At 44.1% G+C, this 19,815-nt stretch carries 19 protein-coding genes; 1 reads left to right on the top strand and 18 read right to left on the bottom strand.

The genetic code is table 11. From position 1 onward, the window contains the following. Window positions 1-14: 14 nt before the first annotated feature. From nikA to C6347_RS03120, 14 genes are all read right to left on the bottom strand, one after another. On the bottom strand, window positions 15-1,637 hold the full coding sequence (nikA, locus tag C6347_RS03185) for a nickel ABC transporter substrate-binding protein (RefSeq protein ID WP_060597333.1): 1,623 nt from the start codon (window positions 1,635-1,637) through the stop codon (window positions 15-17). Between the two features lie 149 nt (window positions 1,638-1,786). Then, the gene (locus tag C6347_RS03180; protein WP_106071385.1) at window positions 1,787-2,965 is read right to left on the bottom strand and encodes a DegT/DnrJ/EryC1/StrS family aminotransferase; all 1,179 of its coding nucleotides are present in this window, start codon (window positions 2,963-2,965) and stop codon (window positions 1,787-1,789) included. Then, the gene (locus C6347_RS03175; protein WP_066030348.1) at window positions 2,965-3,651 is read right to left on the bottom strand and encodes an acetyltransferase; all 687 of its coding nucleotides are present in this window, start codon (window positions 3,649-3,651) and stop codon (window positions 2,965-2,967) included. The genes C6347_RS03180 and C6347_RS03175 overlap by 1 nt, the downstream gene beginning before the upstream one ends. After that, window positions 3,614-4,207 carry a sugar transferase gene (locus C6347_RS03170; protein WP_060597336.1) on the bottom strand — a complete coding sequence of 198 codons (594 nt, stop codon included), beginning with the start codon at window positions 4,205-4,207 and terminating at the stop codon, window positions 3,614-3,616. Before C6347_RS03170 ends, C6347_RS03175 begins: the two co-directional genes overlap by 38 nt. Window positions 4,208-4,227: 20 nt before the next feature. Further along, window positions 4,228-5,742 (bottom strand): MATE family efflux transporter, encoded by a 1,515-nt coding sequence (locus C6347_RS03165; RefSeq protein WP_106071384.1) that lies wholly within the window; start codon window positions 5,740-5,742, stop codon window positions 4,228-4,230. Between the two features lie 28 nt (window positions 5,743-5,770). Further along, the gene (locus tag C6347_RS03160; protein ID WP_106071383.1) at window positions 5,771-6,799 is read right to left on the bottom strand and encodes a polysaccharide pyruvyl transferase family protein; all 1,029 of its coding nucleotides are present in this window, start codon (window positions 6,797-6,799) and stop codon (window positions 5,771-5,773) included. A gap of 5 nt (window positions 6,800-6,804) precedes the next feature. Then, a complete protein-coding gene (locus C6347_RS03155; protein WP_106071382.1) occupies window positions 6,805-7,827 on the bottom strand; it encodes a glycosyltransferase family 2 protein in 1,023 nt (340 codons plus the stop codon). A gap of 27 nt (window positions 7,828-7,854) precedes the next feature. Beyond that, window positions 7,855-8,958 carry an EpsG family protein gene (locus tag C6347_RS03150; RefSeq protein WP_066030345.1) on the bottom strand — a complete coding sequence of 368 codons (1,104 nt, stop codon included), beginning with the start codon at window positions 8,956-8,958 and terminating at the stop codon, window positions 7,855-7,857. Window positions 8,959-8,972: 14 nt separating this feature from the next. Continuing rightward, on the bottom strand, window positions 8,973-10,103 hold the full coding sequence (locus tag C6347_RS03145) for a glycosyltransferase family 1 protein (RefSeq protein ID WP_106071381.1): 1,131 nt from the start codon (window positions 10,101-10,103) through the stop codon (window positions 8,973-8,975). Next, a complete protein-coding gene (gene epsE / locus C6347_RS03140; protein ID WP_060597340.1) occupies window positions 10,096-10,935 on the bottom strand; it encodes a glycosyltransferase EpsE in 840 nt (279 codons plus the stop codon). The genes C6347_RS03145 and epsE overlap by 8 nt, the downstream gene beginning before the upstream one ends. A gap of 2 nt (window positions 10,936-10,937) precedes the next feature. Continuing rightward, complete coding sequence (locus C6347_RS03135) at window positions 10,938-12,077, bottom strand: glycosyltransferase family 4 protein (RefSeq protein WP_060597341.1); 1,140 nt, start codon at window positions 12,075-12,077, stop codon at window positions 10,938-10,940. Beyond that, window positions 12,043-13,917 (bottom strand): polysaccharide biosynthesis protein, encoded by a 1,875-nt coding sequence (locus tag C6347_RS03130; RefSeq protein ID WP_106071380.1) that lies wholly within the window; start codon window positions 13,915-13,917, stop codon window positions 12,043-12,045. The genes C6347_RS03135 and C6347_RS03130 overlap by 35 nt, the downstream gene beginning before the upstream one ends. Before the next feature lie 164 nt (window positions 13,918-14,081). Next, complete coding sequence (locus tag C6347_RS03125; RefSeq protein WP_034660048.1) at window positions 14,082-14,765, bottom strand: CpsD/CapB family tyrosine-protein kinase; 684 nt, start codon at window positions 14,763-14,765, stop codon at window positions 14,082-14,084. Next, window positions 14,755-15,486, bottom strand: a complete 732-nt coding sequence (locus tag C6347_RS03120) for a YveK family protein (RefSeq protein WP_034660050.1) — start codon at window positions 15,484-15,486, stop codon at window positions 14,755-14,757. The genes C6347_RS03125 and C6347_RS03120 overlap by 11 nt, the downstream gene beginning before the upstream one ends. A 258-nt stretch (window positions 15,487-15,744) precedes the next feature. Between C6347_RS03120 and slrR the strand changes: the two genes are divergently transcribed. Beyond that, window positions 15,745-16,215, top strand: a complete 471-nt coding sequence (gene slrR / locus C6347_RS03115) for an HTH-type transcriptional regulator SlrR (protein ID WP_034660051.1) — start codon at window positions 15,745-15,747, stop codon at window positions 16,213-16,215. A gap of 88 nt (window positions 16,216-16,303) precedes the next feature. Here the strand turns inward: slrR and C6347_RS03110 are convergent, their stop codons facing one another. From C6347_RS03110 to C6347_RS03095, 4 genes are all read right to left on the bottom strand, one after another. After that, on the bottom strand, window positions 16,304-16,528 hold the full coding sequence (locus C6347_RS03110) for a phage holin (protein ID WP_034660052.1): 225 nt from the start codon (window positions 16,526-16,528) through the stop codon (window positions 16,304-16,306). Between the two features lie 139 nt (window positions 16,529-16,667). Continuing rightward, window positions 16,668-17,573, bottom strand: coding sequence for an iron-hydroxamate ABC transporter substrate-binding protein (locus C6347_RS03105; protein ID WP_181185442.1), 906 nt, complete (start codon window positions 17,571-17,573; stop codon window positions 16,668-16,670). Between the two features lie 17 nt (window positions 17,574-17,590). Then, a complete protein-coding gene (locus tag C6347_RS03100; RefSeq protein WP_060597343.1) occupies window positions 17,591-18,592 on the bottom strand; it encodes a FecCD family ABC transporter permease in 1,002 nt (333 codons plus the stop codon). Further along, window positions 18,589-19,617: a FecCD family ABC transporter permease gene (locus C6347_RS03095; protein ID WP_181185428.1), complete on the bottom strand. Its 1,029-nt coding sequence runs from the start codon at window positions 19,615-19,617 to the stop codon at window positions 18,589-18,591. Before C6347_RS03095 ends, C6347_RS03100 begins: the two co-directional genes overlap by 4 nt. Window positions 19,618-19,815 lie beyond the last annotated feature (198 nt).

Below are 19,815 nucleotides of genomic sequence, written 5' to 3'. Positions count from 1 at the left end.
TTACCTTCCTTCTATTACTTCAGCTTAATGCCTGTGAATGGATGTTCATCACGATTTGCTGGGAACTCAAAGTCCTTCACATTTTTTTGATAAACGGCTGTCTTTTTAAAATAAGAGATTGGCACAATCGCCCCTTGATCCTGTAATGAAGATAACACAGACGAATAAAGTGCTTTTCGTTTGTTTTCATTGGTTGTTGATGGAATTTCGCTCATTTCTTTGATCAGCTTGTCCTTATTTGGATAGGCTGAGATGGCTTCTTTGAATCCAAAACCATCTGATGAGACGACGTTCATAAATGTATGCGGATCATAAGGCGCTCCGTAGTTGCTAAAGAAGTTCATATCAAATTTGTTGGCTTTAAAGCGCTGCACCTGTGTTGCCAGCTCCACACCTTCAAGTTTGACGCCAACGCCAATGGCTCCCCATTCTGCTTGAAGCGTCTCAGCCATCGCTTTTTGAATCGATTCTGCTGAGTCATACATCATACTAAATTCAAGCGCTTTTCCATCTTTTTCACGAACGGTTTTTCCTTTTGGAAGTGTCCAGCCTGCTTCATCCAGCAATGCTTTCGCTTTGTCTACATCATACTGGAAAGACTTCACCTTAATATCAGATGTGTAAGGCATGTTGGTCGGCAATATGTGATCTGCTTCATCCTCTAAGCCAGAGGTGACACCTTCTACCATTGATTTCTTATTAATAGCATATTGAAGGGCATGACGCACTTTCTCATCTGACAGCTGATCCACTTTTGTGTTCATGACAAGCTGTCTCGTTGCTACAGGCTCTGACATTTTTGTTTCATACTTGCCGCTCGCCTCTAGCTGTTTGTAGGCATCAAGGCTAATGGTTCCTTCTCCGTAAAGGACATCTACATCGCCTTTTTCAAATGCCATGACTCTCGTTTCCGCATCTGGGATCACCTTGACTTTGATTTCTTTAACCTTTGGTTTTTCTCCCCAATAATGATCATTTCGTTCGAAAATGGCATAGTCATCTTTTTGATATGTTTTTAATACCCAAGGGCCTGTCCCCACTGGTTTTTCAATCCCTTTTGACGTATCTCCGTTTTTAGGGAAGCCTGCTTCTCCTAAGAAACGAACCGGGCGGACAACTGCTAATTCTTGAACAGTTGGATAATATGGCTCTGTTAATGTGAGTTTAAACGTTTTCTTGTCTACTGCTTCTGTCTTTTTGATTTTTTTTATAACACCTAACCAGCTATGTATATCCTTGTTTTTTAAGATGGAATCAAAGTTCTTTTTCACAATGTTAGCATTAAACTCAGATCCATCTGAGAACGTCACATTGTCTCTTAAATGAAAAGTATACACCTTGCCATCCTTTGAAACATCCCATGATTTCGCTAATTCAGGTTTTAGCTTTCCATTCTTTTGATAGCTGACCAATGGCTCATAAATCATTGATTGTGCAAACAATTGCGATGGGTTGTATACGTGCGGATTCATTTCGCCAATATCTCTCGGCCAAGCCATCGTGATCATGTCAGGATGATCCTTGTTTCCTTCTGCTCCATTGTTTGCTTGAGAGCAGCCTACTAATAAAAAGATTAGCAGGAAAGGTAATACTGTATTTATTTTAATTTTCGGAAAAAATTTACTCCAAATAGACATAAGATGTTCCTCCTAATTGACGCTGATAATCATTTTCATTTTAAGGAGGAAGGACCCCTTTGTCAATATCATATTTAAAACGAATTGACAATACATATACCTATTTATTCCATTAATTGATGAATTTGATAGAAAGAGAGACAGGCTGCTTACGAATGAGCAGCCTGTGAAGAGGTGAATGTTTTTTCTCGCAGGGCATTATGAAGTGTGTCAATGATACGATCCTGTTCAGCTTCTGTCATACTTGTTCCAGAGGGGAGACAAAGCCCTGTTTCAAATAACAACTCAGATACGGGAGTGCCTTTCGCTGCTGAATAAAAAGGACAATCACGAAAGAGCGGCTGCTGGTGCAGCGGCTTCCATACACGCCTTGCTTCGATCTGTTCTTTTTCTAGTGCAGCAATGATGTCCACTGGAGACGTTCTCTTATCACGATCAATAGTCAATGTCGTCAGCCAGCGGTTGGACTTGGTGCCTTGATATTCTGGCATGAAATACAGGCCCTCTACCTTAGATAAAGCATCCTGATAACGCTTGAAAATGCGTCGCTTCTGTTCAACACGCTCGTCCAATATTTCCATCTGAGCAATCCCGACGCCTGCTAGCAGGTTGCTCATGCGATAGTTGTATCCTATCTCTTGATGCTCATAATGCATGGCGCGTTCTCTAGCCTGTGAAGCGAGAAAGCGGCAGCGTTCGATCGCAGCTTCATCATCACTCACAAGCATACCGCCACCTGATGTTGTAATGATTTTATTTCCATTAAACGAATAGACACCGAACCTGCCCATTGAGCCGCTTTTTTTCCCTTTATATAGAGCACCTAACGATTCAGCCGCATCCTCAATGACTGGTACATCATATGCTTCACACAACGCCAGAATCTCGTCCATTTTTGCGCTTTGTCCATATAAATGCACGACAATAACAGCACGGGGTCTTTTTCCAAGTCGTTTTGATTCCACAAAGGCTTTCTCTAAAGCAAGCGGGCACATATTCCATGTATCTCTTTCAGAATCAATAAAAACGGGTGTGGCTTGTTCGTATAAAATCGGATTTGCAGTTGCAACAAATGTGAGGGTGGAACAAAAGACAATGTCACCTTTTTGAACGCCAATAAGCTTTAATGCAAGGTGAATTGCTGCTGTTCCAGAAGATAAAGCCGCTCCTGCATTCACTCCTGCATAGCGTGCGACTGCCTGCTCAAATTCATTCACAAGAGGTCCAAGCGGTGCAATCCAGTTACTCTTGAAAGCTTCCTCTATTTTCAGATACTCTTTTCCGCTCATATGCGGTGGTGATAAGTAAATTCGTTTCCTTTCTTGCATCATTTCCCACCTTCTCTCCGATCTTTGATTTCTATTGCAGGAATGCCTACAGCGACTTTCTGATCGTGTATATCTTTTGTTACTGCGGCTCCTGCGCCAATGATTGTCCAGCTTCCGATCGATATCCCGGGTATCACAACAGCACCTGCCCCAATATGGGTACCCATTCGTACAGACACACAGCCAGTTAACACTGCTCCTGGTGATAGGTGCACAAACGATTCGAGTATACAGTCATGCTCTACGATAGATCCTGTGTTGATAATCGCATGTTCACCGATTGCTGCATCTGCTTGAACCACTGCTCTTGCCATCACGACAGTTCCCCCTCCAATCACCGCTGATGGACTTATGACCGCCTCTGGATGGATGAGTGTGGCAAACGCCTTGTTTTCAAATGAGAGGCGTTCCTTTACTAGCTGTCTCATCTCATTTTGCCCAATAGCAATCAGCCATTTCATATGAGGCATTGTCTCTCTCAGCTGTTGACTCATGGAGATCGGTCCATACAAGATGCCGCTTTGAGTGGCCTCCTCTTCAAATTGATCATCTAATACGGCACATAATGAGTAATCGGGATGTGCAACAATCATTTCCTGAATGACTTTGCTATGCCCGCCAGCCCCAATTAAACCTATGGGTTGCTCTTTACATATCGGTTCCTTTGAATTTTTCAGCTGTGGCATGATGCGGCTGCTGCACCCCCTCTGTTTTGATGACTTTCAGCAAGGTCATCCATAAAATTTTCATATCAAGCCAAAACGTTTGATGCTCGACATACCAGAGGTCATAGGTGAATTTCTCCTCCCAGGAGATCGTGTTCCTTCCATTCACCTGTGCCCATCCAGTAATGCCAGGCTTTACAAGATGGCGCCTTGCTTGCTCCTCTGTATACATCGGCAGATACTCCATCAGAAGAGGCCTTGGTCCAACGAGACTGAGCTCTCCTTTTAGGACATTGACTAATTGCGGCAATTCATCAAGACTGAGCTTGCGAATCAAGGCGCCGGTTTTTGTTAATCGAAGATGATCTGGCAGGAGCCCTCCGTGCTCGTCGCGTTCATCGGTCATCGTCCGAAATTTATATAGCATAAATGGCCGGCCATACAGACCAGGCCGCTTCTGCCGAAACAACACAGGCGTCCCAATTTTCCACCGAATCAGCCCATAAATCAGAAGAAAAAGAAGACTGCCTGCGATGAGCAGCGTCAATGCCACCATCACATCTAACATTCTTTTCATCATTAAATCTCCTTATCTCACTAGCGGGAAACAGCTTGTTTTACCTTATGCACCAGCTGCTGCCGCTCTCGTTTTGTTCCTGCAAATTGATACAAGTAGCCCATATAGAGAATGAAACAAAGACCACCAATACAAAACAGCTCCAACCATGAGTTCACGTCATAAAACGCCTGAATCCCTGCACAGACGCCCCAAATCATGAGTGCTCCTGCAAGTGGAACCAATGTATGTTTGTAAAAGATGGTGCGTTTCTGATTCGTGATGCGGGCCGTATAAAATGGCAGAAACACGATATTTTTCATCAATAAAACTATCGCTCCTGCTGATGCAATGCCATATAAGCCAAGCTGAAGCATATGAGTCAATCCATAGGCAAAAATCACATTGGATACTCCTAATATGAGCGTGACCACCGCTGGAACTTTCAATCGATTAAAAGCGGTCGGCACATATGTCAGCGGTAAAAACATCAAGGTCAAACATAAATAAGCTGCATGAATCATGAGAAGCCATTTCAGCTCTTCAAAGGCAGGTCCAAGCCATAAAAGCATGAGCGGACCGGCGAGCCCTCCTAGTAAAGCGGCTGGGAACGCGACAAATAAACCGCTCCATTTAATGGCACTGGCTGCATATTGGATGAGACCTTCTTTGTCTTGATTCGAGTAAAATTTCGTGATCGTTGGGGCAAATACAACCGCCAGTGTCCCTGCGAGTGTGCGTAATAATAATGGGAATTGTAAAATCGCCGCATACTGTCCCGTCGCTTCCGCTCCAATGAGCAGGTTGGTCATCAATAAGTCAATTTGTAAAAACAACAAAATTCCCATTTGCTCAAAAGAATGCCAGACCCCTGATCGAACAAGTGTGAGACTAGAAGATAATGAGACGTGCCGCCACTTAAACGAAAACCAAGGAATGAGTTTTTTAAAATAATAGATACCGATTCCCATAGCCCCCAAGCTTCCTATGACGGCCGCAAGCGGAATATGCCAGATGGCTGGTGCCGTCCATGTAAACAGCATCACAATCATAAATGCCCTCAAAAACATCTGAATGGCCTGACCAACACTTGATACATATAACTTATTCGCATAAAACGGCGCAGCCCCAATGCCGGACATGACAAAATTGAGCATAAATAAAAGACCCCCTAATATAAAAGCGGTCTGTGTGTCTTTTGCGAGATGAACAGGCACATGAAGCCACTCTACCAGCTGACGGGACATGAACAGACAAAACAGAAAAAGACTGATCGATAAAAAAATGGAACTAACGAAATAAGATGAGAGATAGCGCTGCGCCTTCTCCATTTCTCCTTTATGAGCCGCCACAGAAAAAAAGCGCACCACAACAGCACTTAATGAAGCCGTAATAACCGATAAATAGTTGATCATATTTTGCGTCAGATGGATTAAGCCGAATGCTTCCACTCCAAGTGTATGAACGATGTACGGTGTTAAACAAACAGACATAAGCATCATCAAGACAAACGTCATGAAGTTTGCACTGGCATTGTAAAGAAACGCTCGATTCATTTTGTTTTCACGCAGCGTTTAAAAGCTTTCATCCAGCTTCCTCTCCCTTTTGTCCGCTCGTTTTCATCAGCTGATGAATCGCCTCTTTCACAGCCGCCTCATTCGGTTCTTTTAATAGCGTCAAAAACGGAAGATGAGCCACCCATTCATACCCTTCCATCACCTTATGATCAAACGACCTGAGGACAACACACGGTGTATGCGTAATCGCACAAAAGATCATGCCATGAAGCCGATCTGTCACGACGACCTGCGCCTTTCTTAACTCTGTCCATAAGGCAGATAATTCATCTAAGCGAGTCGTTCGATCAACTCGTTTGCCAATTGTCGTTGTGATGAAACCGACTTGATCATACGTGTCTTGAATATGCTGCTGCAGCTGCTGCCGGCTCTCCTTGGTGAGATAGGCTTCCTTATCCTCACGCAGACAAAGCAGAACCCCTTCACGTTTTTGTTCCTTTGATGCTTCGTCTAATGTCAGCACCATATCAGGCTGTTTCCACACATCTTGATCAGAGAAGTGCTGCTTCATCCATGTATAGGTTGTTTGATCTCTTGCCATGAGAAGCAGCCTTGGATGATGTTTGTATGTCTGAATGGCGCGGCGTTCCTCTCTTTTTCCTCTCTTTGTTTCTGTAAAATGGGCAGTGGCCGGCAGTTGAATCACCGGATAGGACTTAAAGGTCTTCATGATAAATTGTCTCGTCCATTCTTCATAACGGTATAAGTCCCCCATATTGCCCCCACCGATGATACAGACGATGTCTTCTGGGTGCCGCATACGCTTTAACGGACGAGCGAGGCGATAGATCTCTTTCATGTCCACTTCCATGATGTCATAAGCGGGAAAGTGCTCTTTTAAAAAACAATAACTCGCATAGGCAATCGCATGATCCCCTAAATTATCATGCCCCGGCAGCAGCGTGAGAATGATTTTCTTCTGATGACTCAGCTCTGGCAGGCTTTGGCGGCTCAGTCGATATTCAAGTGGATATTTAACCTTTAAGAGCAGCCACTCTGCGGCGTGCGCCTTCAATTGCTGCAATGTCAATCCCATCACCCCTATTTCCTTGTTTGATATTCGATCCATTTTTGATAGCTTGAAGCGGCGGCAGAAAGCGGATAAACCAACCGGCACTTAGCAAGGAATAAAATCATTCGCTTTCGAGCGGTGAGCTTCGATGGTTCCACTTGTTTGACGGCATACAGAAAGGCCTCGTGTGTCACCATTTCCCGCATGTGATCAAGCTTTTCCCGAATAGAGAGGGCATTTTGGCTCTTCCATTCGTTGAGCATACAATGAAGAGTATGATTGACAATAAAAAAATCAAGTGCCTTCTCATACAGAGAGATGTCATCATATTCTTTCAAAAACAAGCGCTGCGCATGATAAAAGGTCAGTCCATGATGAAAATACTGCTTCTGATATCGCTGCACAATAGATGACAGATGAACCCTGTAGTAATAAAGAGGTTCATGAACAAAGGCGATGCTGCGTGATAAAGAAAAACAGCGCAGCGTCACATATTGATCTTCTATGTTCTCAAGTTCCCCCCTCAGCGGAAATCGAATGTGATGTTCTTCGATAAAGGCACGCCGATACAGCTTATTCCATGAAAACCCCGTGATGTCTCCGTGCAATAACGCTTCAATTAAACTCGTCTTTTCGGCTGATCGCTGGGCTAACAGCGTTGTTGGTATGGTTCGCTTTGACTGTTCAAATTGAATCCAGTACTCACTGACAACAAGATCTGCGCCGGTCATTTCAGCTTTTTCATACAAGGCTTCACAGTAATGAGGCGCGAGAATATCATCTGAATCAATAAAGGCGATATACGTCCCTTTTGCTTCTTCGATGCCCCGGTTCCTCACAGCGCCTAACCCTTGATTGGTTTGATGAATGACCCGAAAGCGCTGATCTTGCGCAGCAAACGCTTCAAGATATTCTCCGCTGTGATCCGTCGATCCATCATTCACGAGAATCACCTCTATATCTGAAAAACTTTGATCTGCAATTGATTGAAGGCATTGCTCCACATATTGACTCGTATTGTAGACTGCGACCAATAGACTGATAGCTGGCATTACAACATGCCCCACCTTTCTCCAAATCTACTTTGTAAATATCGTCCTGTACGGTAAAACAGATGAATCGAACGGCATCAGCATGATGCTGTACAGAATATAGCAAACAGCAATCCCTACATAGATAAAGACATTAGACCGCTGATCAAAAATACGGGTGAAATATGGCAGTAAAATGAGCTGATACAAGCCAAAATAAATATGAAATCTTGCATAAATGACATCCTTTGTAGCAAGGATGCCAAACAAGAAACCGAGCAAACAAAAATTCACAACGTAATCACTCTCAGGCGTCAGCTCACGAAGTCGTTTTCGATAAAGGAAAGCAAGCAAAAGCGGCAAAACCAACACACCAATTTTTGTCACATTCATTCCATTCGTATTCGTTGTGAGCCATTCCTCGTAATGCCCATATGAACTGCCTTGCAGCATCACGACAAACACGGAAACAAAGCGGTCATAAAGAGCGGTTAACCCTAAGAAAATCATGCATAAAACCAGCATCATCCAAGACCACGATTTTGTTCTCACGATAAAATACACAGGAATCATGATGAGAGCCGATGAATGAAACAATGAACATACGAGGACAAGCGGAAAATACAATTTCCACTGACCATTGATCACAAGACGGATGGCATAAAAAAGAACCGCAGCCACCATATACTGACGCATGCCATTAAACGAAGCGTAATAATGAAAAGTGCCGAGAAAAAGCAGCATACTCAGCTCAAAGGGACGGCCATATTGAATGAGCGTCTTGATGATAAAAAAATAGGTGATCGCCCCAACCGAGATATACATGATTTGCGGATCACGGGACAGTTGATTGAGCATCCATAAAATAAACGTAAATCCTGGGTCAGTGGCCGCCTTGTCCACACCAAGTCCGAATATATGCCAAGGCTTTTCATAATTGACGGAGAACTCATACATCTGTCCATATGTGACAAAATCGGTTCCTACTTTGTACCGAATACCAGCGACAATACAAAGAAACAAAAACGGAAATAACACCAGAATCTTGTTAGGCCGCCATCCGCTTTGAATGGTATCATCACGCCTGCCGTAAAATGCGGCAAAGCTCGACCATAAATAGACCATGATCATGTTCACCAAATAAACCGCCATCTGCCATTCCTTCCTTACAGTCCATATCCATTCATCACACGTGTGATGTTCTGTTTGACATCAAATCCTCTTTGTTCAAGCTGGGACGTAATGGTCTCTTGAAGAGGAGGCTCTGCATGATATGCTTCAAGCACCGCCTTCATCCATTCATGCGCAGAATCCCCCAGCGACATTCTTTTCACAAGACCGCAGCCTAAATCCACTTCCTCTGTAATATGATCTGAAATCACACAAGGCAATCCAGATGCCTGTGCTTCCACTAATACAAGCGGAAGTCCTTCAAACAAGGATGGCATCACAAATACATCAAATGCTTTCATATACTGCGGAACGTCTGATACGACGCCTGTAAAGACAATGTCGTCTAACAAGCCTGCCTTCTCCGCATATGATTCAACCACCTGCCTCAGTGGTCCATCCCCTACAAGGACAAGTTGAAATGAGACCCCTTGTTTCTTTAAGGTCTGTGCCAGTTCCATAAAAAAAACGTGATTTTTTTGCTCATGAAACCGGCCAATATGACCAATAATCATGCTCTTTTCGTGAAGACCCCGCTGCTTTTTGATCTTCACCTTTTCGTCTGGATCAGGCTGAAAGAAAAGGGATAAATCAATCCCATTCGGCAGCACCTCAACTTGTCCATTCTTCATTTTTTTCTGCCCAAATAAAAAGGAACCGGCATCCTCACCGCATGCAACAAGCTGTGTAGAAAATGCAAAGATCAGCTGGCGAAACCATTTGAGCATCATATGGTCTACCCAATTTGGCGACTGTTTCCAAGCTGTATTATGCGAATGACAAATCCGCACCTTCACACCCGCCAATTTCGCAGCAAGTGCGGAGAAACCTGTTTGAAAATCCGTATGGGCATGCACTGCCTGATACGGTCCTGTTCGTTTGATTGTCTTTGTCAATGTTTTCACAAATGCCAAAGGAGAGGACGCCCCAATACTTGGGACGTACAAGATGCGTCCCCCGAGCCTCTGAATTTCCTCATCATAATCACAGACATCCTTTCGGTGGGTAATAAAGTCAAATTGAAGGACATTTCTATCGAGTGCACGATAGATGTTCATGATCATCGTTTCAGCCCCGCCGCGGTTCATCCCGCCCACAATATGGAGTACACGCTTTGGCTCACTCATCCCGAATCGTCCTCCTTTTCAACAAAGACGCCTCCAACTTCCGCTGGTGATAAAATTTCATGATCTTCGGTGATAAACAGGCGCGGACCACCGGCTTTAGTGCAAACAGATAATGAACCGGCGACAATTTTAATAACCAGCATGCTTTTAAAACGAGCCAGGCATTATCCATCGAATATTGAAACTTACGGCGCTGAAAGGCCGCTTCATCCTCTCTCACAAGGTATAACGGCTCTTGTAAATTAAAGCCTTTTCTCCCCGCAGCAAAAAAACGGATCCAAAGATCGATATCTTCCATCCGCCTTGTTGTTTTCACAGAGCGATACCCATGTAAAGCCTTGTATGCAGCAGCCCTCATCATAATGGTTCCATGACAAAACGGCGTCCCTCTTGCCAGCACTTTCCGATCAGGCTCTGAAATCAGTGCACGTACACCTTTTGTACCCGATTCATCAAACACCGTCATCGCCGTACCGACCACATCATATTCAGGATGTGTTTCTAGGAAATGAACCTGTTTTTCTAAACGAACTGGTACTGATACATCGTCGCCATCCTGCCGTGCAATCAAGTCTCCCCTTGCTTCAGCGAGACAGCGATTCAGACTGGCAGCGAGCCTTTGATTATGCTCATTGCGGATAAGGCGAATTCTTTCAGGGTCTCGTTTTGTATAAGACAGCACTTTTTCATAGGTGCCGTCTGTTGATGCGTCATCACATATGATGAGCTCCCAGTTGTCATATGTTTGATGAAGAATGGATTCAATACTTTCTTCTACTGTGTCTTGGCAATTGTAGACGCCCATGATGATAGACACCTTTGGCTTACGCATGCTCACATCACCTTCTCTGCTTGATCCATATAGGTTGTATAAATTTCTTCCATAGCACTCACCGCCTGCTCCTGTGCAAATGCATGCGCTAAGGAGCGTCCCGCTTTTCCCATGAGGGGCAGCTGATCCCTTTTGTGATAGAGCTGGTGCAAATATTCAGCCAAGCCATTTACATCATGCGGTTTGACTAAAAAACCATTGACGCCATGTCTGATCAGCTCACAGTGTCCTCTATTTTCTGTTGCAATGACCGGCTTTTCCGCAGACATTGCTTCAAGCAGATTCATGCCGAGCCCTTCTCTCAAACTAGTCGACACACATACATCACTCATATGCATCCATTCCTCAATTTGTTTGCAAAAACCAGCAAAGTGGACATGCTTTTCAAGATGGAGCCCGCAAACCAGCTTTTCATACATCGGCCTCATTGTGCCTTCCCCGGCAAATACGATCTTCACATTTGATATTTTCCTATATATCTGGGCACATGCTTTGATGAGCATCCCTTGGTTTTTATTTGCATTTAATTCACCAGCACACAGCACAATAAAATCTTCCGAGGAAAAGCCATAGACTGCACGAAGACGCTGCTTCTCTTTTTCATCAACTGGTGCAAATCGTTTCATATCCACACCCATACCGGGAACATAATAGACAGATGAACGCTCTTTTGATAGACGATCTGCTCTTTTAAAATCCTCTCCATTAATAGTGATCAAAGCGTCTGTATGGCGGGCGAGCCATCGCTCAATCGGATAATAGAGCAGCCAGTTTTGAAGCGGCGCCCCCTGCCAAAAGTGAAAGCCGTGTGCTGTGTAAAGAACCTTCGTCCCTTGTTTGCGCGCGCTTTTGGCTGCAAGTCTGCCAATAACACTTCCCATTGGTGTGTGACAATGGATGAAGTCGTAGTGCTCTTTCGCTAACAGCTTCTTCAGCTCCACATACGCAAACCGGTTGTGCACATGAAAAGGTGAGCGCTGAATCGGAATTGAGTGCGCTTGATCCACATAGGGCAGCTCCAGCTGACCATTTGCTGCTGTATGCACTTCCCATCCTTGTTCCTGAAACCACCGGAAATATGGAAGGTGAAATGCCTTAAAATGATAGTCAACCGTTGCGCAAAACAAGACTTTTTTCTTCATTGGCAAGCGCTTCCTCCTCTCTGGTCATCTGTTCAGACAACAAATCATGCGATTCGATGGCAGCAAACAATGCTTCTCTCATTTGCTCTTCACTCATCATGTCAAATTCATGGATAAAGCGGTTCAGCACATATGGGTCCCCATCCAGCGCATGACCGATATGAATTTTCGGAAAAATTTGTTCCTGTGCTTTTTCATGCTGGTTGAGTAATTCTTCATACATTTTCTCCCCAGGACGAATGCCTGTGAACGTAATCGGAATCTGGTCTGTGGTATAGCCTGAGAGGTGAATGAGGTTTTCTGCGAGGTCAACAATTTTCACTGGCTCCCCCATATCTAATACAAAAATCTGTCTTCCTTCTGCCAGTGCACCCGCCTGAATGACAAGCCTTGATGCTTCTGGAATGGTCATAAAATATCTTGTCATGGCTGGGTGCGTGACCGTGACCGGCCCGCCTTGTTCGATCTGTTTCTTAAAAATTGGAATGACGCTTCCCCTGCTTCCGAGTACATTTCCAAATCGAACCGCTACAAATTTTGTTTCACTGCTTGCCCCCATTTGCATGATCAGCATTTCAGCAAATCGCTTTGTGGCGCCCATCACATTGGCAGGATTGACCGCTTTGTCAGAGGAAATGAGGACGAATGTTTCAATGCCATGCTCATGTGCAGCTTCTGCGACATTTTTTGTCCCGATAATATTGTTTTTCACTGCTTCTTTTGGACTGATCTCCATGAGCGGGACGTGCTTATGTGCCGCGGCATGATAAATCATATCCGGCTGAAACTGACGAACGATTTCACTCATTTTCTGTTTATCTTGGATATCTGCAATTTGTGGATAGAGACTGATGGTGTCCCCATAAATTTCTTTCAGCTCTAGTAAAATAGAATGAATGCTAAATTCCCCGTGTCCCACAAGCACAATCGCTTGAGGAGCAAACACACAAATTTGACGACAGATTTCTGACCCAATCGATCCGCCTGCTCCTGTGACCATAATCGTTTTCCCCTTTAAATGGACAGATAGACGGCTTGAATCTAATTGAATCGGTTCTCTTCCGAGTAAATCCTCTGGCTGTACATCCCGTAATTGATTCAGCGCATGAGTTCCTTTTAAAATCTGCTCCATCTCTGGCATGATCTGCGTTTTGACCCCAGTCGCTACGCATTCCTTATACAGCCCTTTTAAGGTATGGCTGCTTTTGGACGGAATGGCGATGATGATCTTTTGAATATCCATCATCACAACAGCTGTTTGAATCTGTTCTTTTCCCCCTAGAACAGGCAGTCCCATGATTTCAAGCTTATGCTTCGTCTTGTCATCATCTATGAAGGCGACTGGTTCAATATGTACATCACTCGATTGCTGAAGCTGACGAACGATGATGGTCCCGGCTGATCCGGCGCCAATGATTAAGGCCCGCTCCTTTTCTACCTGCAGCCGCTTTGCACCATCATGAAATAGCCGAGAGGCCATTCGAGATGCACCGATGAATAATACGTGGAAAAGCCACACAATGAACAAAAACCGAAAGGGCCATGTCTGCACGAAAAGGTACAGCATTGCCATTGAAAATAAAAAAGAACACACAAAGGTCTTCATTAAAGAAAATAGCTCTCTTACCCCTGTATAAGCCCATACTTGCTTGTACACGTGAAAAATATACGAAAACAAATGGTGCCCAATGAGCAGACTGAGCGAAGAAATGACGAGCATTTCAAATGTATAAACAGTTAACGCCGCTTCTTGGACAAATTGAAAGCCAAAAAAGACAGCCACTAAGATGAGATATGAATCTAGTGCCACGATGATTGATAATCTTTGGGCGTAAGTCAACGCTCCTCCCCCTTTTTCAACATCACTATTCTTACGTAAAATGGGCATCAAACCCGTCCTCACACCCCACTATTGATGACGAGCATCTAAGGCATTTGTCATGCCCACAGCAGGATCGAGTGCCTCCATTGTTAAAGATTAGGAGACATCACCTATCAATCTTGTTAATACATATACAGCCTTCCCTTTTTCTCTTTCTTGCCATTTAGCATAGCCCCAAGCAGTTTACCTGTTGTTCCTTCTAACACTTCTTTTGATTTCTTCACAGCCGCTATCTTTGTTTTGCCGCTTAAGACAACAAGAATGCTCCCATCGGTCCGGTTCGCCAGGATCTTTGCATCGGCCACTGGCAGAAGCGGCGCGGAATCAACAATCACCATGTCATATTGCTGTTCAATTTCATAAAACAGCTGCTTCATGACAGAAGAGGAGAGCAGCTCAGCTGGATTCGGCGGAATGGTTCCGCTCGGAAGCAGCTCTAAATGCTCAATGGGTGTAGGCAAAATAGCTTCCTCCAAGCTGCAATTATTTAATAGTACATTGGTCAAACCCGTGTGATGACTCAGGTCAAAATATTCATGAACAGACGGCTTTCGCAAATCAGCATCCATCAGCAGCACCCGCTTTTTCTGCTGTGCAAAAACAGCTGCTAGGTTTGCAGCCGTAAATGATTTCCCTTCCTTCGGCAAGGAGGATGTCACCAATATGGATTTCAGCCTTGTTTGGATTGATGTGAATTCGATGTTAGTTCGGATTGTACGGAATTGTTCTGCAATGACAGAGTGAGGATTTAATACAGAAATACAGGATAAATCTCTCTTTTCTCTTTTCTTCCTCTTAAAGATCAATGTTCTGTCCTCCCGTTATGACGGACTGCTTGTCTTTTTTTGCCCTCCTGTCTGCCTGCATCTGATAGACACTTCCGAGCGACGGCAATCCGATCTCTTCTCTTATTTGATGTGTTCGTTTTACAGTATCATCGAGTAAATTCATTAAGAAGATGAGTGTCATCCCCCCTAATAAAGAGGCACCTAGTGCCAGAACGATATGAACGAATTTTCTTGAATTCATGAGAATCGTATTGGACAGCTTGGCTTCAGACAAAACATTAATGCGATCCATATTCATGGTTTTTTTGATTTCTTCTTGCAGCACCTCTGTTGCGGTATTCGCAATGGCGACTGCCTTTGCGCGATCCTCATCTTGTACAGAAATATTGATGACCTCAGACTCATTTTCTGTACTTGTGGCAATTTTGTGTTTTAATCCTTCAGCTGATTCTGTGAGGTTGAGTGTTTCTTTTACTTTTTCAATGACGATCGGACTTTTTAATAAAACTTGAAAGGTACGTGTATATTGAAGGTTCATCTGAATATCGTTTAAGTTTGCTTGTGCGTCATTGCTGCGTTTATGAACAAGAATTTGAGTGGTTGCCTGATATACAGGAGTCGAGACATAGAACTGATAGTAGGCTGAAGTGCCCGTTACGATCAGGACAATCAGAATCAGAAGGGCCATTTTCTCTTTAATGACAGAAAACAGCTGCTTAAAACCTATATTCTCATTCATAGATACCTCCCGATTTCATCATAAAAAGGTTATATATGGTTTCTTTTTGTTAATGATTGGATTATAAAAGATAATACCCGCAAAGAAAAATGTCATAATAGGTCTTATAGTTCTTTTTAAAGAACGAAATCGTTCGTTTTCTTTTGTTTACTTCCTGTTTCTTACGTTTTTGAATTTTATAAAGAACAATTTATTTCTTATAATGAACGAAAAGGTCGCAGTACGATTCGCCAGGGAGAAGGGAGATCATTGATAAGAATGATAGGAAAGGTGATACGCATTTACCGAAAGAGGAAAGGATACTCCATTCAGCAGCTGGCTGAAGATGCCCATGTCTCTAAGTCGTATTTGAGTAAAATTGAGCGTGGTGTCCACAGAAATCCATCTGTCCAGTTTTTAAAAAAGGTATCCTCTTCACTAGAAATTGATTTACAAGAGCTGTTTGATGCAGAGACGATGATGTTTCATTACTCTGAGGGTGGTGAACACGAATGGCGGGAGCATATCGTCAATGCCGTCCAATCCGGCATGCCGAAAGAAGAACTCTATCAGCTGCTCCAAACGTACCGAAAGGAGCAGGAAGAAAAGACGTTACATGTCACTCATAGAAAGCTGACGGATTCGAATATATCAGAGTGGAAGCGTCTGATGAGTGAGGCGAAAGCTATCGGCTTAAGCATTGAGGAAGTAAAAGCATTCCTCGCCAACATGGGAGAACGACGGGCGTAAGCCTTTCAGGAAGAGTCAAATTGCGGGGAGAGGCGTTTGACGCTTCGCTGAAAAAGAGCCTTTTATCATGAAAAGGCTCTTTTTTCTCTTATTCTTCTTTTTTTGTTCGTGCTTTTTTCGTTATATCATTGTTTTTCCAATAGGCCCATAGTGATGTAATCCCAAGAAAGGCTAACGTGATAAATTGCTGAATACCTTCTTCATCAATAGGAATTGGGCTTTTTCCCGCAGCGGTTAGAGCACTGTTGACAAGCGCGAGCAAAAGCAGCACAAGCCTTGCGATTGTACCTGCACTAATTTTTTGAACCTTCAACTGTATCCCCTCCCTTTCTTCCCCTTCACGGGCGGTACTGCTCGTTCTCTCTCATATGTATGCAAAAACCGAATGAATAGAAGACCGGATCAAAAAAAGAGACATCATTCCCATATAAGGAATGATGCCTGATTTCATTTTATTTTGATGTAGAAAACATCTCTTTTGCTTCATCCAATGCCATTTTATTGCCTAGTGCTGAGTAATCGAGCCATGGCTGATCGGCAATCGGATAGACTTGATTTTTCTTCACGGCTTTTAGACCCTTCCAAATCGGAGTCTTTTCTAATTGCTTGAATGCCTGCTGCGCTTTATCATCACGATTCACGACGACAAAGATAGCATCTGCATCATAGTCAGGAAGAACCTCTTGAGAAATCACTTCAAATGGCCGCTTGCTGTCCAGTTTCTTCACACCATCGACAGGTGCCATACCTAAATCCTCGTATAAAATAGGACCCATTGGGCGCTTCATGCTAAATACTCGAAGCTCCTTTGCCGTCACACGGATCGCCATTACTTTCCCGTTTCCAATCTTTTGTTTGATGAGCGATTTGACTTCTTTTGCTTCTTGATTGTAATCCTGAATATATTGATCGGCTTCTTTTTCTTTATTGACGAGCTTGCCGATTTTTTTCAAATGATCACGCCAAGTGCCGTCATTTAAATTAAACACTTCCGTTTTGGCGATTTTCTTATATTTCGATAAGTCTTGTCCAGCTAGTTCTTCATCGACATAAATGACATCTGGTTGTAATGCAAGTAGTGACTCCATATCGGGATCGGCTGCGATGCCCAGCTTCTTCGTACCACTCAGCTGCTTTTTCGCATGTGGAAGGAAATCTTTTAAGTCCCCTCCTACAACAGAGCCTGCCGGCTTGATACCGAGTGCTAATAAGTCATTGGTTAAATGGATAGACAAGGAAGCAATTTTCGGTGTTCCATGATCATTTTGAGTTGTTGTATTCTTTGTTTCCTGTTGACCACAAGCGGCAAGCATAATGAAACAGAGCGTTAAACCAAGCACAAGTAATTTTTTCATGATGAGTTCCTCTTTCACGTTTATTTCGTTTTTGTTAATAAATAGAGAAAATAAGGTGCGCCAATAAAAGCCACAACCACACCCGCTGGTATGGCATTTGGGGCAAAGATGGAACGTCCTATTGTATCGGCACTGACCAAAATCAACAAGCCAAGCAGCGCACTAACCGGTAAAAAATACTGATGGAGTGAGCCGACAAGCCGCCTTGCCAAATGCGGGGCGACAAGTCCAATAAAACCAATACCGCCTGTCATCGAAACACTTGCACTCGCCAAACCAACAGCTAAGGTCAGCAAAAGGAGACGCTGACGCTGGACACGTACACCTACACTTGAGGCGACAGCATCTCCTAATGTCAATGCATTGAGCGTGTTTGACTGCATCAGCGTAAGCGGCACAAGGCATACAATCCAAGGCAGAAGCGCTAACACATGAATCCAGTCTCTCCCCCAGACATTACCGACAAGCCATCTTGAAGCAAATGTGTAAGTATCTTCATCCAGCTTCAATGACAAATATAACGTCAAAGCACTGAATCCCGCCGCAACTGCAATTCCTACTAGGATCAGCCGGATGGGAACAAGCCCTTCCTGCCGGTTATACGCCAGAAGCACGATGACCGCTGCCGCAAGAAGCCCTCCGCCAAATGTAAAGAGCGGAATAAGAAGAGATGGATTGCCTTCTAGTGCATGGAAATACGTCACAAACACGATTAAGCCAAATGCTGCTCCTGCATTCAGTCCAATAATTCCTGGATCGGCCAGCGGGTTACGAGATAAGCTCTGCAAAATGCCGCCCGCAATGCCAAGACCAATTCCCGCCAGCATCGTCACCACGATTCGAGGCAGACGATAGTCAAACAGCACCGTTTCACTTTGAAAATCCCCAAAGCCGAATAACGTTTTGACGACCACAAGAGGACTTAGTTTCAGCGTGCCGGTATTTAAGCTATACAGCACAACAGCCGCAGTCAAACAAAGCAAAACGACTGTCACGACAAGAGCCCGCTGTTTCTCTCTCATGACAGGTTCCTCCCTTCTTTTCTGGCAATATATAAGAAGAAAGGAACACCGACAAGTGCCACCATCACGCCAATGGCAAGCTCTCGGGGCGGATTAACGGTGCGGCTGGCAAGGTCAGCAAAGACTAGCAGCACCGAGCCTAATATCGCCGACATCGGAATGACAAAACGATAGTTTACACCAACCAGCTTTCTTGCGATATGCGGGATGACAAGACCGACAAACCCAATCGATCCGACTGCTGATACAGAAACCCCTGCTAATAATACGGCAGCTGCCATTCCTAGTATTCGCACTTGTCGTGTTTTCACCCCTAAATTTGCCGCTACATCTTCACCGAGCGACAGCAGCGACAGTGAACGCCCTAATAGCATCGCCCATACGATCACTATCAGAATGACTGGGGCAAGAATCGTCAGCTGCGGCCATTTCACACCAGCCACACCGCCTGCATACCAAAACGCAAGGTCCTGACTCAAGTCAAAATAAATCGCGATCCCAGAGCTAAGCGCATGAAGCAATGCAGCCACAACGGCTCCTGCTACAGTTAAGCGCAGCGGTGTCAAAACTCCACCAGCCGCCCCAATCGCAAAGATCAGCAGCGTACTAAGCACTGCACCAATAAAGGAAAAAAACATAAGTGCCGAATAAGGCATTTCTGGGAAAAAGGCAAAACAGAGAGCGACCACAAACATCGCACCGCCATTAATGCCCAGAATCCCCGCATCTGCCAGCGGGTTTCTTGTGATGCCTTGCATGAGCGCACCTGCTACGGCAAATGCCGCTCCAACAAGAGCTGCTCCTAAAACACGAGGAAGTCTTAATTCATGGATGATCTGCTGCTCTGTGACATCTGACTGATAGTCAAATACAGCTGTCCAAACCGTTTGCAGAGACAATGTTTTGGCACCATATGACACAGCCAAAAACATGGCAGCCGCCAAACCAATGACGGCGAGAAAAAATATCAAAAAGAACAGAATATGTGATGAACGTTTTTGTTGAGGTGTTCGCTTATCCTGCAAAATCGGTGTCATCCTTTTCTTCATTAAAAGTCAGTTTGAAAATGAGAATCATAATCATCAAAATTATAGCCGTCTGCCTCTGAAAAATCAATGTACACCCTATTTTTTAATTAATGAAGGTATGTGCGTGGCAGCAAAATGAGGTGTCTTTTGCTCGTTTGGAATGGCCTATCATTTTTTCTCATAGTTTAATAGGAA

The organism is Bacillus sp. NMTD17, from assembly GCF_002998735.1.
GTDB lineage: Bacteria > Bacillota > Bacilli > Bacillales > Bacillaceae > Bacillus.
This window is presented reverse-complemented; position numbering and strand designations above follow the sequence as displayed.